Below are 14341 nucleotides of genomic sequence, written 5' to 3' on the forward strand. Positions count from 1 at the left end.
CTTCGACGAGAACGCCCACGGCACTTCAGACTCGCTGTCGGCATCTTGCCGCCAGGCTGAGGCAGCATGTGCCTATGGTGCGGAAACTGACGGGCAACGAGACCGCTGAACTGTTGAGCCGCGACGCGGTGGCCCGACTGGCCACCGTCGACAAGACGGCTATCCACACGTGGTACCGAATTGGTTGTTTGGGACTGTGGTCGGTTCTATTTCACCAGCTTTATCGACCGTCCACTCCTCGCCCGCATACGGGCCAATCCGCACGTTGGGCTCGTCGTCGACATCGAGGACGAACTACGGCCCGAATGCGAACGACTCAACAAGCAAGTTCGGATCACCGGCGATGGGAGGATCACCCGTGACACCGACGGAGCGTGGACGATACGAATCAGAGCCAAGTACGTCGATCAATCCATCGCACCGGACACGCCGCACCTTCACGGCCGCGAACGCGCTCTCATCACGATTTCTTCCAGAACGGTACTGGCAGTAGCCAGTACCTGACGCTAGGCGACCGCTACAGACTATTAGGCGCCCGCCTCAAGTTCACGCGGACCTGCGGCTCGACGACGGGATACTGACCGGTCGCAAAGGCATCGCCCGGTTGATGTGGATGCTCGGAGTAGCCGGGATCGGGTCAGCCGGCAAGAAGCATCGCAAGCCCACACCATCGGTGCATGAAGATCTCGTCGAACGGCGATTCAAAGAACCCGCACCCCTGCCGGCCCGGCCACGAACAGTGTTGCGCGGTACTTCTCGTAGAACGAGTCCACCCGCCGCACATAGAGCCATCCCGCCACGCACCAGGCCAGCGCAAGAGCAATACCGGCGAGCATCAGTGCAGCCAACCCGTACGCCGCGATCTCGACAGCGCGGATACTCGTCCACGCGACCTTGTCGAACGCGAGAACCACCAGGTAAGTCACACTGTTGACCGCGACGACGACAATCCCGGTGCCCAGCCCGAACCCTCGTCGTGGCACGACAATGCCTGCGCGGATCAGCCGCTGACGCCGCGAGAACCATTCGCCCGCGGCAACGAGCGCACTGACGAGGAACAACAACATCGCCAGGCCGAGCGCAACTCGCGTGAGGAGGACAGCGCCCGGAAGCACGGAACTGGTAATCGCCATGTTCAGGCAGGTGGCGCCCAGGAGAACGATCAAGACCGCGACGCCGAAGCTGCTGATCCGCTCGCTCAGACGCAGACGGGTGAACCGGGCCATGCGACACAGCCCCCAGGCCATCCAGAACATGCCTGCACCGAGCAGCGCAGAGAAGATCCGGATCGACACTTCCTCCGGAAGATGTACTGACTGCGCGACATCCTGCTGCACCCGCGTCAGCTTCTCGAACACGCCCGTCGCATACAGCGAAACCGTCGCGAATACGATCAGGGTCGACGCAGTAATGCTGGCGATAGCAGCGCCTGTCCAACGCCGCGGCTCGCCCCACACCGCAATGCCCAACCGCGCGATCATGCGGGAACCGAGCAACCACACCCCGGCAATGCTCATCCATGAGATCGCAGTGCCCGCGGCCGCTGCGACATCGACGGGACTCCCCGTAGCGCTCCCGCCGAGCCAGACGAATGCACCTATGATCACGCCAGCGACGACCGAATACGTCGCAAGCCCCGCGAACAGCTGCTTCATCACCGGTGCGTGCGTGCGCAATACCCAGACAACGCCGCGGACCGCCACTTCCACACCAGAAGCGAACTGTGCGAACGACCAAGCCGTCGGCAGATAGCGCAGTCGCCTGACACGTAACGCCACCGCTCGCTGTCGCCGCAAAACGTGCAGCAACATCACCCGCCGGAGACCGAGCAGCTCCCCGGCAGTGACCTCGCGACCGTCGGCGAGCGCCGAGACAGCAGCGAGATGATCGAGATTGACCTCATCCGGGACGTCATCTAGGACTTTCGGACCAACCATCGACAGCGCGCTCGAGAACTCCTGGACTGCCCACGTGTCCAGCCACAGCCCCCTGCGATCAAGCTCAGCCACCGCAGTCCGCTGGAACGCCACCTCCCACCGCGACGACCGCAACAGCGGCACACCCAACGACACCACCACCAGCGCATACATGATGATCGGCGTGAGGAACAAGGATAAAAGGACCGTCTGCATCACATCCATGCGCGAGAGGGTAAGACGCCACACCGACAAGTTCGTCTTACGAGTCCGCGCATGCGTCGATGGGCCCCACCCCCTCCGGCGGAATGTGAACGCAATAACAAACCTCGACCTCCGCGAAGCGGAATCCGGGTGTCAATTGAGACATCAGGTCTCGAATCTGTGGAGGCGATCCGAAGAAGCTCGAAACTTGTGCACCTGTCAACAAACAAGTGGTATGACCTTGCCGCCCACGACAATCGAAACACTTCGCGCCGGACTGGAGGCTGACCTCGAGCAGTACACCCGCCACAGCCACGACGAACTCCAACGGATCAAACGCCGCATCGACGACGTCAACCGCCAACGACGACGATGGGCCGACCTCGCCATGAACGACGCGGTGCCACTCGACATCGCCAAAGAAGAACAAGCCTCGCTCGCAGGGCAACTGGTGCAGCTGCAACACCAGATGGGCAGCCTGACCGACACCAACGAAGACCACGCAGCAGTGATCCACCGCGCACTCGCGACACTGGAACGCTGCGGCATCGCCTACGCCGAAGCGCAACCACAGGCCCGCCGTGAACTCAACCGGTCGTGGTTCGACCGAATCTTCGTCGACGTCGAACACGGTGAGCCCGTCATCGACAGCGCAGACAGAACTGACACCCTTGAAATCTTGACCACAGCCAAGGTGGGCGCCCGCGCCCGAGTGAGGATAAGCTGACCCTTCGAACGTATTCGACCGTCAAGGGTTCGATGATCGCCTCAATTGTGGAGCTAAGGGGACTCGAACCCCTGACCCCCACACTGCCAGTGTGAAAGTCAGTGTGTGCTGGTGTCTTTCGCGTCGCTCGGCGTCTCATCTACCAGCGCTTACACGTCCTCGGTTGTCTACCCCGTGTTGGCGCGTGACCTGCCGTCGTAGGACACAGTTAGGACACGCGAACGGCTGTTCTACGACTGACCCACGGCAGAGGACGGCGGCGGCTAGTGTCATGAGCCGTGGATGATTCAACGTTGAGCGGGATCGAGGCAGTCGAAATTGCCAGCGAGCTACCAGGGGTCAGTGCGTGGGTGTCGCCTATCACGATCACCCCCCTCGGGTTGGGCTTCAACGTCTACGCAAAAACGGACGTTCGCGGCGTCCGCTATCACGTGTCGGCCTCGACCGAGCTCGCAGGCGAAACGGTATGGATTGGCGGCGGCAACTCGGCCTCTGCGAAGTTCTCAATGACACAGCTGTGGTGGAAAGTCGACCCGAATCAGGTTGAGTGGCCGCTGACAATCCGGATTTACGAGGCTGACGGGCACGACCCGGCAGACCGGCGGCACGTCGAGACGTTAACCGCAGCCCGCCAATCCTGACCGATGACGAACGGCCCCGCCGAATTGCTCGGCGGAGTCCGTCATTGTCGACGGGTCAGGTCAGCGCCCGTCGACCGGCCCGCAGATCCGCGAGGTAGGCGTCGGCACGCGCACCGCTCGGGACCCGCAGCGCCCGCAGGACATCGCCCGGCCCGACCTCGGCGAACCCGTAGAGCTGCGTGGCAAGTTCGCAGATCGCGGGCCACGTGCGATCGACCAAGCCGCGCGCGTGGTCGAGGTCGTACGGCCCCGCCGAGGCGACCATCGCCCGGTCGTCGCGGTGGACTGCGAGCCGGGCGCTGACGTCGTGCGCGCTCGGTCGGCGACCGAGGGTGAACCGCAGTTCGGCAGCGGTGCCCGCGTAGAGGGCGACCGGCGGGACACCGCCGGGGTGCTGCGCGAACTCGCAGGTACCGGCGTGCGTCGGGTCGCCGTCGAGCAGACGAACGCGCTCGATCTCGCGCCCGTGGATGAATCCGGCCACCGCGTGCCCGGCCTCGTGAACTGCGACCGCGAGCTGTGCGCGGTCGACGACGTGCTTGGTCATTGTCGGATCTCCTGACGTCGGGTCTCGGTGAAGTAGGCCGATCGGCGTTCGGCGCGGGTCGGGTCACGGTCGAGGCCGATAGCTCGGTCGACGCACGCCCGGCAGCGCGCACCGTGAACGCTGCCCTTCCAGTTGAGGCACGGGCCGCCGCAATCCCAGCAGGTCACAGCGCCACCCCCAGGCGTCGCAGCTCGGCGTCGGGGTCCGACGTCGGCGCGGTGCTGGCCGTGGCCGCCGCTGCCTGCACCCGCTCGACGCCACGCTCGACGACTCCGGCGGCGCTATCGAGGCCGCGCAGGACGTCGACCAGGCGCTCGCTCGCGGTATCGAGTCCGCGACGGTGGCCAGGTCGCACCGCTCGCCCGAGTAGCGCGCCGAGGTCGTCGCTCACCTGCTCGGCGTAGGCGGTCAGCGCCGCCGACCACTCGCCCGTGTCGAGGTCGTCGAGGGTGACAACGGGCGCGGCGGGTCGCTGTGCCCGGTCGGTGAGCAACTGACGCGCACGGCGGCGGTCCGACATGTCGGCGATGTGTGCGGTACGCCGCGCCGCGTCAGACTCGGCCAGCAGCGCGACGGCGACGAACACGACCTCGGCCACCGCGTCATTCACGCCGGACACGGCCAGCCGGTGCGCGTGCGGCGTCGGCGATCCGGCCACCGCCTCAGCCAACGGGCCGGTGATCTCTTCGACCTCGGCGCAGAGATCGAACGCGGCGTCGAGCGTGACCGTCAGGTGCTTTCGCCGCCGCTCCCGTAGCTCGGTCTGCGAGAACTCGCGGGGCCGATCGTAGAACTCTCGGGGTTGGTACCCGTACCCGTTCGCAGGCATATGTCCTCCTAGTTTGGTGTTGTGGCGCAGTCGATTACGGGGCGTTGAACACGACCGTGCTCGGTCGGTTGCCGCCGAGGCGCTGCATGTACCCGCCGGTCGGCGGGGCGTAGACGGGGCGCGGTGCGGGTGCAGCGACGGGCTCGGGGTCCGGCTCGACGACGGGCTCGGGCACCGCCTCGCGCCTCGGGGCCGGCGCGGGGCCATCCACGTCGGCCCACGGCTCGGGCCCGGTGGCCGTTTCGGCGCTGTGTGCCCCGCTCGCGGACGAAACGGGCTCGCGGGTGTCGTAACCCTCGGGCACCACCGTTCGGCCCGCGTCGTGGACCGGCGGCACTGCCCCGCGCAACTCGCGCGCCATATCGGGCCGAAGCCCGGCGATCAGCTCGGCGGCCTGCTCGGCGAACTCGCGGTCGGTGATCTGGCCGACGCCCACGGCGACGGCGGTCGGCGCGTTGAGGCCGAACAGCTTGGCGCGGCGGTCGATCACGCCGAGGACGACACGGGCGGCATCCACGTCACCGGCCAGCGCCGCGTCCCAGTGCCCGGCCATGAGGGCGTCGAGTCGCTGGCCCTCGATCTGGCGCAGCTCGTCGACCCGCTCGTGTTCGATCCGCGTCAGCAGGCGGTCGACGGCCTTACGTGCGCCGGACTCGTCGCGGTAGCCGAGGTGTTCAGCGATCACGCGGTAGGGCTGCCCCTCGATCCGCAGCGCGAGCGCGGTACTCGCGCGGTCCCGCTCATCGGGTTGGGGGATGGAGTTGTCGGTCACGGGTGCGCCTTTCGGACGGGGATTGATCGGACAGGCCCGAGATCGCTCGGCACCTCGACGTACGCCGCAGGCCCGAGGTGCCGCAGCTCGGCAGGGCGAATGATCGGCGCGTCGAGCTGTTCGGCCAGAGCGCGTTTATCGACGGACCGCAGATAGTCGAGGTACGCCTTCTTTCGCTCGGGCGGCCAAGCGCTGATCTCGGCGTGTACCGCTGCGACGGCGGGGTCGTCGAGACGGGGGTCGTCGTGGTCAGTCATGGGGGTGAACCTTTCGGGTCGGGTGGATAGGTGGACGGACAAGGGACAGGGCGCGGTCGACGTCGAGGTCGAGCACCGCCCGGCACACCTCGGCCAGGCCCTCGACGTCGAGGCGGCCCGAGGTGAACGCCTGCGCGGTCTCTCGACCGAGGGCGTCGTAGTCGGCGGTCGGGGCGCTCACCGCGTGCCCTCGGCGATCACGGCCAGGCTCGCGACGATGGACTCCAGAGCGGCGGCGGTCCGGTCGGCGGACTCGGCACTCGACACCGCTGCCAGCGCGGCGGCAACCGCGCAGCCGTCGCGGTGCCCGGCGCCCTCGGCGTCGAGGACGTCGGCGGCGTCGCGGGCACGGTCGAGGATCGGCACCGCTGGCAGGGCCTTGGTCGGGTCGTCGGGGTCGATACCGAGCGCCACCGCTGCCTCACGGCGTCGGGCCTCGGCTGCGCGTTCATGCAACGGCGGGCGGTTGGTGGTCATGTTGCTGGTTCTCCTCGGGTCGGTCACCGCTCCCGTGTCGGGTAGCTGTGTGTCGTGTTCGTTGTCGGTGTCGGTCGTCGTCTCACCGCTCTCGGGCCGAGGCTCCCGAGGTCGGTGTCTGGGTCGGTCAGGTCATGGCACAGCTCCCCTCATCCACCGCTGTCGGTGTTCGTCTGGTCGGGGTGCGCGCCGGGGTGTACGGGTGCGCGGCCCCTATAGGGGCCGCCGCGCACCCGCGCACCCCTCGCACGCCAACCCGCGCACCTCCGCGCACGCAACAATGAAAATTGGCGTTGAACTGCGCATATTGGTGCGCGGGTAGGTGTATCCGCGCACGTCCGCGCACCCCGCGCACATCAACGGCGAGGCCGTCGGTGTTGTGGTGTTTGTGCAGGTCAGAGGGTGCGCGGAGTGCGCGGACGGGGTTTCGGCGTTCGGGTGTCATTTCGGCCCCTCGTCAGACGTCCCGAACGGGTCGCCGCCGAGCACCGTGTGCCACTCGGGAGCGGCGGCGCTGCCCTTGTTCGTGATCTGGTTCGTGAGGGCGAGGCGGTCGACGGCGCGGCGGATTCGATCGCGCGAGAGCTTGCCCCGAGACTCGACCGGGAGCAGCCCGAGGCCGCGCACTGACAGACCGGGGTGTCGGTCGACCAGTGTCCACGTCGCCTCGTCGTCGGCGCGGTGCCGCGCTACCTGTAGCTCGGCGGCGGGATTCTTGCCGAGGGTGAGCCGGTAGTCGTCGCCGAGAGTCAGGACGCCCGGCTCGATCTCGACGTCGCGCCCGTAGGCGCTGAACGTGCGGACGGCGCTTGCGCTCGGCGGGCCGTCCAGTTCGATACGGGCGATCACGTCGGGGAATCCCTCGATCGAGCTGTGCCCTCGCGCGCCGCGCGTGGTGTCTTTGCCGAGGTGATGGGCCATCACCAAGCCCACAGCCTCGGCCTCGGTCGCCAGGGCGCGCAACCCGGACAGGATCTCGACCACCTCGTCGCTGTTCTCACTCACACCGAGCGCGGCGAACAGCGTGTAGAGGCAATCGACGATGATCAGCGAGCCGGGCGTGATCTCGGTGCGCCAGCGCGCGCGGACCGCCTCGGCGCGCACGTCGAGCGCGCGTTCGTCACCGCGCAGCGGGCGCAGGTCGAGCCGGTCGAGGTTCGTCACGCCGCGCCGCCGGTAGTGGCCGTGCAGGGTGTCCGTGGGCATTTCGGTGTCGAACAGCACTACCTCGCCGCCCGCTGGCAGTGCGACGTCGAACTTGCCCAAGAACGGCACCCCGTCGAGGGCGGCCTGTGCCAGGTCCTCGACGACCTCGGTCTTTCCGGCCTTACGTTCGGCGTAGAGGCCGAGGACACCACCACGCGCGAGCAGACCGTCGACGATCCACCGCTGAGGGTTGGGCACGTACTCGGCGAGGTTCACGCGGTCGACGACCTCGACGTCGGCGGCCTCGCGCTCGGCGGCGAGCTTCCGCGCCAGGGCGTCGACTTGACGGCGCTCGTCGGTGAACATCGCCGCCGCGCGTCGATTCAGGTCGGCGATCTCGTCGGGTGTCAGCGGGTGCAGCTGGCCGAGCGTGTCGTCGCTCGCGCCCGCCTTGACCAGTCGGTCACCTGTGATCGTCAGCAGCGCGGGACGCTTGCGTACGAATTGCTCGACGGCGCGGCGGTGCTCGGTGTGCTCGATCATCCTGCGCGCCCACGGTTGGCGGATACCGGCGATCTCGTCGAGAGCGAACGAACACGCGGCCCAGCGCTTTTCGCGGGCGACCTGCTCGCGGTCGGCCTGCGCGGCGGCGGTATCGCTCGGGAACGGGGTCACCGTTGCCTCGTCGAGCGGCGTAATATGGGACACGATTCTCCATCTCGGGATCGTCGCCCGTCCGGTTGTCGTTGGCCGGGCGGGTTTTCCGATTATTGAGCTAATAGGTTGCGGCGCTGCGTTTCTCGGCGGTGATGAGGCCGGGCGGCCCGAAGCCAGACCCCGGCCCCACCGCCGGATCATCGAGAACCGCTAGGTGGTCTGGGTTTCGCCCTCGGTCAGCAGCTTGTAGAGCGCCGCCGCCGGAACTCGCAGCCGTCGCGCCCCGAGTCGGATCGTCGGGATATGGCCGTTCTGTGCGAGCCGGTAGCCGTAAGCGCGTGAGACGCCGAGGTATTCGGCGGCGCGCTCAATACTCACGGTCGGCGGTCCCTCGCGTAGGTCGTCGAGGGTCGGGGCGGTGGTGGGTGCGGCGGTTGTGGTCATGTCTCTATCGTTGCCACTGGCGCGGCGAATGTACAGGTTGTAGACTCGCCAACATGAGCACAGCACGGCGACACAAGGGCGACGTCGAGAGCGTCACCTACGCCGACCCCTCGCCCGAGGGCCTGACCGGCCCGTTTCGCACCCCACGATCCGATGAGCGAGTCAGGATTCGGTTGCACGGCCACCCGCATACCTACGTCGTGCGCGTGTCGACGACGGGCCGCGAGCCCCGCGTGACCGAGCTGACGGTGATCGCCGACGACGGCGGCGCGGTCGACTACTCTGCCCTGCGCGAGATCCCGGCCCGCCGTCTCGCCTATTCGGCGGCGCAGTGGATCGCACGCCGAGGCGGCGAGTTCGCGCAGCCAGACGACCAGGCCGAGACCTACACGCGGCCAGACGACGCCGACCCGAGGGTCTGGGACGCGGCGCAGACCGCGCGTCGGGCGCTCGCTCTCGGCCTACCCGTCCGGCAGACCGTCGCCGATGAACTCAGCACCTCGACCCGCACCGCCGACCGCCTGCTCGCCAAGGCCAAGGCCGAGGGATTCATCAACGCCACCGACCTACCCCGCCGCCCACAACCACGACAGAAGGACACGAACCGATGACCGAGACACAGCAGCGCAAGCGCGGCCAGCGCGCCGACGACTCGATCAAGCGGCTACCGAACGGCAAGGGCTGGCGCGCACGCCCGACGCTCGGCACCGACCCCGTGACCGGCAAGCAGGTGCGCCCAACCAAGGTGTTCGCCACCAAGGCCGAGGCTCAGACGTGGGTACGGGACCAGCGTCAGCAGTGGGACGCGCGGACGTGGGCGGCGAAGTCCGAGCGCACGTTCGACGACGCCGCCGATCACTGGCTCAAGGTCCGCGAGTCCGACGACTCGACCCGCGAGAACACGATCCGCGCCGACCGCGAGAGCTTGGCCTACGCCCGGCGCGCGTTCGGTTCGGTGGCGGTGCAGAAGCTCACGCCCGAGGTGTTGATCGACTGGTCACTGAACATGACAACCAAGCCGGGCACCAACAAGGACGGCACCCCGAGGCCGGGCCGACCGCTCGCCGCGTCGACCAAGCGTCGGGCGATCGTCACAGTGAAGGCCGTCATGTGCCACGCGCTGCGTATGCGGTGGGTCAGTTTCGATCCCACACAGCACCTCGACGCGCCCGCGCAGAAGGTGATCGTGGCTGTCGCCGAGGGCGAGATCTGGACACCCGAGCAGATGACGACGTTCCTCGACTCGGTGGCCGACCACCGCCTCGCGGGGTGCTTCGCCCTGACGTTGCTCGGCCTGCGCCGTGAGGAGGTCGGCGGCCTGCGCTGGTGCGATCTCGACCTCGACGCGGGCGAGCTGCGTATCCGACGCGCACGGGTCGACGTCAACGGGCGCGAGGTGACCGGCGACCCGAAGAACGCGCGCAGCGTCCGAGATCTCCCGATCCCGCCGCGAGAACTCGCCATGCTGCGAGCCATGCGCACCGCTCGGCTGCGCGAGGGTATGGCGGTGGGCCGACCGCTGGCCGACGACGCGGTACTACTCGCGCGGATCGACGGGTCACCGCTCCCGGTCCGCGACTACACGCGGCTGTTCACCGAGCGGCGCAAGGCGGCGGGCCTGCCCTCGATCACGCTGCGCAACTTGCGTCACAGCTCGGTCTCTCGTATGCGCGCCGCCGGGGTGCCCGCCGACGTCGTGGCGGCGTGGCACGGCCACAGCGAGCGGATGACCACCGCCGTCTACGGGCGGGTGTCCGACGACCGCCTCGCCGCTGCGTCGGCGGCGATCTCGGCAGCGGTAGGACAAAGTTAGGACACTTTGCCCTGCGCCGAGTTCGCCTAGGACACAAAGAAACCCGCTCCAACCGAGGTCAGAGCGGGTTTCTACTTGTGGAGCTAAGGGGACTCGAACCCCTGACCCCCACACTGCCAGTGTGGTGCGCTACCAGCTGCGCCATAGCCCCGTGTGTAGTTGTCGCGCCCGTCGATGACAACCTGTCTGGAGTGGTCATCGCCGTTTCACGGGCAAAGGCGAAACTACACCATCGGCCGGAGTCCGACCAAATCGCCTCCGACGCCGTCAGCCCTTGTCTGCGAGGAGCTGATCGAGCCATCCCGTGCCGCTCATGATGCCGTCGACGGGCTCGCCCCCGGCCAGCACCGTCGGGGTCCCGACCTGGCCCGCTGCCTTCTGCAGTTGCGTCTGCGACTGCTCGGCCGCGGCCTTGGCCTCATCGACCTTCGTGCCGTCGGAGATGCATGTCTGCGTCGCCGGAGACGCACCCTGCGCGCTCGCGATGCGCGCCAGATCGGCATTGCTCAGATCGCTGCTGCCGCCCTCCTTCGGCTGATCGGCGAACAGAGCGGAGTGGTACTTCAGGAACACGTCCTTGTCCTCGCCGGAGCCGACGCACTGGGCGGCGCCCGCGGCGCGTGACGAATAGTCGCCCGACGACGACTCATCATCGAGGAAGGTCAGCATGTGATAGCGCACGCGCAGCCGGCCGTCATCGATCGCCGTGGTGATCGCCGCACCGGACTGCTGCTCGAACTCGCGGCAGACCGGGCACATGAAGTCCTCGAACACGTCGATCGTCTGCGGCGCGGACGGAGCGCCGATGATGAGGGCCGCGTTCTCGCTGAGCACCGCCTCATCGGCACCGCCTTTGTCGCGCTGGGTGTTCCACAGGACGCCACCCACCACCAGCGCGGCGATGACGACGATCGCGGCACCCGCCAGGATGTAGGTCGTTCGGCTCGAGGTGGCCCGCGGCTGGTACTTCGACGACGCCTTCGGTTCCGGCTTGCGCTTGTTGCTCACATCTGACGACTGTAGTGCCCGGCCGATGAGAACAGCCTGAGACGATGCGCGCAGGTCAGACGAGGACCGAGTCCACCAACTCCTGCGCCTGTGCCTGCACGGTGGCCAGATGGTCGGCACCGTTGAACGACTCCGCGTAGATCTTGTACACGTCCTCGGTACCGGATGGACGCGCCGCGAACCAGGCGTTCTCGGTGGTGACCTTGAGCCCGCCGATCGGCGCACCGTTGCCGGGCGCCTCGGTGAGGATCGCGGTGATCGGTTCGCCGGCGAGCTCGGTCGCACTGACCTGATCGGCGGACAACTTGGCCAGCAGCGCCTTCTGCTCACGTGAGGCAGGCGCGTCGATCCTGGCGTAGGCGCTCTCCCCGTAGCGCTCGGCCAGTTCGCGGTAGCGCTGCGACGGTGTCTGTCCCGTCGTGGCCAGCATCTCCGAGGCAAGCAACGCCATGATGATGCCGTCCTTGTCTGTCGACCACGGTCCGCCGTCGAAGGTCAGGAAGGACGCACCGGCGCTCTCCTCACCACCGAACGCGATTCTGCCGTCCAGGAGACCGTCGACGAACCATTTGAACCCGACCGGCACCTCGAGGAGCCGGCGGTCGATACCCGCGACGACTCGGTCGATCAGCGACGAACTCACCAACGTCTTCCCCACGGCCGCACCGGGTTTCCACCCGGGCCGGTGGGTGAACAGATAGTCGATGGCGACCGCGAGGTAGTGATTGGGGTTCATGAGTCCGGCGTCCGGCGTGACGATACCGTGACGATCGGAGTCTGCGTCGTTGCCGGTGGCGACGTCGTAGCTGTCGCGCGCCGAGATCAGCGACGCCATCGCATTGGGCGACGAGCAGTCCATCCGGATCTTGCCGTCGGTGTCGAGGGTCATGAACCGGAAGGTGGGATCGACGGTCGGGTTGACGACGGTCAGATGCTGCAGGTTGTAGCGGAAGCCGATCTCGGCCCAGTAGCCGACGGAGGCACCGCCGAGCGGATCGGCACCGATCCGGATACCGGCGTCACGGATGGCGGTCATGTCGATGACCTCGTGGAGGTGGTCGACATAGGTCGCGGTGTAGGGGAACTCGTGGATGAACTCGCTGCGCCGGGCGCGCTCGAACGGGATGCGCCGGACCCCGCGCAGATCGTCGGCGAGCAGTTCGTTGGCCCGCGTGGCGACCACCGACGTGATGCTGGTGTCGGCCGGCCCACCGCTCGGCGGGTTGTACTTGAAACCGCCGTCGCGAGGCGGATTGTGCGACGGGGTCACGACGATGCCGTCCGCGAGGACGCCCGGGTTGGCCTGGTTGAACCTCAGGATCGCGAAGCTGATCGCCGGTGTGGGCGTGAACTTCTCGTTCTCCGCGATGTAGACGGTCACCTCGTTGGCGGTCAGCACCTCCAGCGCGCTGCGCCATGCCGGGATCGACAACGCGTGGGTGTCGAATCCGATGAACAGCGGACCGGTGATCCCCGCGGACGTCCGGTACTCGACAATCGCCTGTGTCGTCGCCAGAATGTGCGCCTCGTTGAACGCGCCGTCGAGGCTGGAGCCGCGATGACCAGAGGTACCGAACAGCACCTGCTGAAGTGGGTCATGAGGGTCGGGCACCGTGTCGTAGTAGGCGCGTTCGACGGCCTCGACATCGATCAGATCCTCGGGAAGCGCCGGTGTTCCTGCTCTCGAATGTGCCATGGCGCAATTCTGCCACCGGTGCAGCCATCCGATCGGCGACAACGAACGAACAGTTAGTGTGATCAGGATCCGACCAGCGAGGTGCCGTGCTGAAACGTGAACCGACCACCCCCGCCCTGCTGGTCCTCGTGTTGCCCGGTGGCACCGACCGCAGCGAACGGCCGTTCACCCCGCGTCAGCCGTCGGCCCTACGGATGTACCCGTTCACGTGGTCGATCCGGGCGCGCTTCGGGCGTGCCGTCCGCGTGCATCAGGTCCGGTACGGCGTGTACGGGTGGAACGACGACCAGGCGAGCCCGATGCCCCATGCGTGGGATGCGCTCGAGACACTCACCGCGGCACACCCCGGGGTCCCCGTCGTGCTCATCGGTCATTCGATGGGCGGTCGGGTGGGCGCACACCTCGCCGCCGACCAGCGTGTCGTCGGCCTGCTCGCGTTGGCGCCCTGGTGGCAGCACGCGGACTGGCGATTGATCCGTGACGGTGTCCGGGTGGTCGCGATCCATGGCACCGCCGACACACGGACCTATCCCAGCCGAACCGAGAAGGGCGTGCGAGAGATGGCCGCGAAGGGTACGGACGCCACCTTTGTGTCCGTCGCCGACGGCGATCACGCCATGCTCGACCACATCCGCCTGTGGCAGGGATCGGCACTGCGTTTCGTCGACTCGATGCTGGCCGCGGTCCGCTCCCGCTGACCCGCGGCGGGACGGACTCCGGGGAAGCCCGTTCATGACGAAGGCCCCCGACCCGGGAATCCGGATCGGGAGCCTCGGCCGTGGAGCTGCCGGGAATTGAACCCGGGTCCTCCGTCGTGTCAGTAGGGCTTCTCCGTGTGCAGTCCGCTAGGCCTCTACTCGGATCTCCCGGTCACGCGAACAAGCCGAGATGACGATCCCAGTCGCTGTTGGTTGTCCCGTCCCCACCCGCGACCGGCGAGGACGGTGAGCTCCCTGAGATGATGCCGGGGACCGGGCTGGGAGCAGACCCGGGCCGACAGACTAGCCGTCGCTGATCAGGCAGCGAGGGCGTAGTCGCGCTGATTCTTATCGGCGCTTAATTGGTTGCTGCGACGCTTACGGTGGTCTCCAGCCTGCACCGACACGCTTCCCCTACCTCGACGCACGCAGTCGAAACCGATCAGCCCCGAGACAGGAACCCGCCGATTTCTCGACGAGCACTTCAGTCTAACAACGCTCGCCGACTT

16 protein-coding genes, 1 tRNA gene and 1 other RNA gene are annotated in these 14341 nt (G+C 67.4%); 5 read left to right on the forward strand and 13 right to left on the reverse strand.

The annotated features are described in order from the left end of the window. Nucleotides 1-701: 701 nt before the first annotated feature. On the reverse strand, nt 702-2141 hold the full coding sequence (locus QSJ19_RS24870; protein WP_286323727.1) for a hypothetical protein: 1440 nt from the start codon (nt 2139-2141) through the stop codon (nt 702-704). A 187-nt stretch (nt 2142-2328) separates the two neighbouring features. Here QSJ19_RS24870 and QSJ19_RS24875 point away from each other — a divergent pair, with 187 nt between their 5' ends. Further along, entirely contained in the window at nt 2329-2847 is a 519-nt protein-coding gene (locus tag QSJ19_RS24875) for a hypothetical protein (protein WP_286323728.1), read from the forward strand. A 278-nt stretch (nt 2848-3125) separates the two neighbouring features. After that, nucleotides 3126-3488, forward strand: a complete 363-nt coding sequence (locus QSJ19_RS24880; RefSeq protein WP_286323729.1) for a hypothetical protein — start codon at nt 3126-3128, stop codon at nt 3486-3488. 55 nt (nt 3489-3543) lie between these two features. On the opposite strand, the gene QSJ19_RS24885 is transcribed toward QSJ19_RS24880, so the two are convergent. From QSJ19_RS24885 to QSJ19_RS24920, 8 genes are all read right to left on the reverse strand, one after another. Then, nucleotides 3544-4035, reverse strand: a complete 492-nt coding sequence (locus QSJ19_RS24885; protein WP_286323730.1) for a zinc metalloprotease — start codon at nt 4033-4035, stop codon at nt 3544-3546. Nucleotides 4036-4198: 163 nt separating this feature from the next. Next, nucleotides 4199-4864: a hypothetical protein gene (locus tag QSJ19_RS24890; protein WP_286323731.1), complete on the reverse strand. Its 666-nt coding sequence runs from the start codon at nt 4862-4864 to the stop codon at nt 4199-4201. 34 nt (nt 4865-4898) lie between these two features. Beyond that, the gene (locus QSJ19_RS24895; RefSeq protein WP_286323732.1) at nt 4899-5636 is read right to left on the reverse strand and encodes a hypothetical protein; all 738 of its coding nucleotides are present in this window, start codon (nt 5634-5636) and stop codon (nt 4899-4901) included. After that, nucleotides 5633-5893: a hypothetical protein gene (locus QSJ19_RS24900; protein WP_286323733.1), complete on the reverse strand. Its 261-nt coding sequence runs from the start codon at nt 5891-5893 to the stop codon at nt 5633-5635. Before QSJ19_RS24900 ends, QSJ19_RS24895 begins: the two co-directional genes overlap by 4 nt. Further along, nucleotides 5886-6074 carry a hypothetical protein gene (locus QSJ19_RS24905; protein WP_286323734.1) on the reverse strand — a complete coding sequence of 63 codons (189 nt, stop codon included), beginning with the start codon at nt 6072-6074 and terminating at the stop codon, nt 5886-5888. The genes QSJ19_RS24900 and QSJ19_RS24905 overlap by 8 nt, the downstream gene beginning before the upstream one ends. After that, nucleotides 6071-6370: a hypothetical protein gene (locus QSJ19_RS24910; protein ID WP_286323735.1), complete on the reverse strand. Its 300-nt coding sequence runs from the start codon at nt 6368-6370 to the stop codon at nt 6071-6073. Before QSJ19_RS24910 ends, QSJ19_RS24905 begins: the two co-directional genes overlap by 4 nt. A gap of 441 nt (nt 6371-6811) precedes the next feature. Beyond that, nucleotides 6812-8224, reverse strand: a complete 1413-nt coding sequence (locus tag QSJ19_RS24915) for an AAA family ATPase (RefSeq protein WP_286323736.1) — start codon at nt 8222-8224, stop codon at nt 6812-6814. Between the two features lie 159 nt (nt 8225-8383). Next, the gene (locus QSJ19_RS24920; protein WP_286323737.1) at nt 8384-8617 is read right to left on the reverse strand and encodes a helix-turn-helix transcriptional regulator; all 234 of its coding nucleotides are present in this window, start codon (nt 8615-8617) and stop codon (nt 8384-8386) included. 53 nt (nt 8618-8670) lie between these two features. On the opposite strand from QSJ19_RS24920, the gene QSJ19_RS24925 reads away from it, so the two are divergent. Further along, nucleotides 8671-9228 carry a hypothetical protein gene (locus tag QSJ19_RS24925; protein WP_286323738.1) on the forward strand — a complete coding sequence of 186 codons (558 nt, stop codon included), beginning with the start codon at nt 8671-8673 and terminating at the stop codon, nt 9226-9228. After that, on the forward strand, nt 9225-10430 hold the full coding sequence (locus QSJ19_RS24930; protein WP_286323739.1) for a tyrosine-type recombinase/integrase: 1206 nt from the start codon (nt 9225-9227) through the stop codon (nt 10428-10430). Before QSJ19_RS24925 ends, QSJ19_RS24930 begins: the two co-directional genes overlap by 4 nt. Nucleotides 10431-10508: 78 nt before the next feature. On the opposite strand, the gene QSJ19_RS24935 is transcribed toward QSJ19_RS24930, so the two are convergent. From QSJ19_RS24935 to pgm, 3 genes are all read right to left on the reverse strand, one after another. Beyond that, nucleotides 10509-10581 (reverse strand) — tRNA-Ala (locus QSJ19_RS24935). Between the two features lie 116 nt (nt 10582-10697). Continuing rightward, nucleotides 10698-11438 (reverse strand): DsbA family protein, encoded by a 741-nt coding sequence (locus QSJ19_RS24940; protein ID WP_286323741.1) that lies wholly within the window; start codon nt 11436-11438, stop codon nt 10698-10700. A gap of 55 nt (nt 11439-11493) precedes the next feature. Next, the gene (pgm, locus tag QSJ19_RS24945) at nt 11494-13134 is read right to left on the reverse strand and encodes a phosphoglucomutase (alpha-D-glucose-1,6-bisphosphate-dependent) (RefSeq protein WP_286323743.1); all 1641 of its coding nucleotides are present in this window, start codon (nt 13132-13134) and stop codon (nt 11494-11496) included. Nucleotides 13135-13220: 86 nt separating this feature from the next. Between pgm and QSJ19_RS24950 the strand changes: the two genes are divergently transcribed. Then, complete coding sequence (locus QSJ19_RS24950) at nt 13221-13832, forward strand: alpha/beta hydrolase (protein WP_286323744.1); 612 nt, start codon at nt 13221-13223, stop codon at nt 13830-13832. A gap of 78 nt (nt 13833-13910) precedes the next feature. On the opposite strand, the gene ssrA is transcribed toward QSJ19_RS24950, so the two are convergent. After that, nucleotides 13911-14282, reverse strand: a transfer-messenger RNA (tmRNA) gene (gene ssrA / locus QSJ19_RS24955). Between the last annotated feature and the right edge of the window lie 59 nt (nt 14283-14341).

It is taken from the genome of Gordonia sp. ABSL11-1 (assembly GCF_030315685.1).
Lineage (GTDB): Bacteria > Actinomycetota > Actinomycetes > Mycobacteriales > Mycobacteriaceae > Gordonia.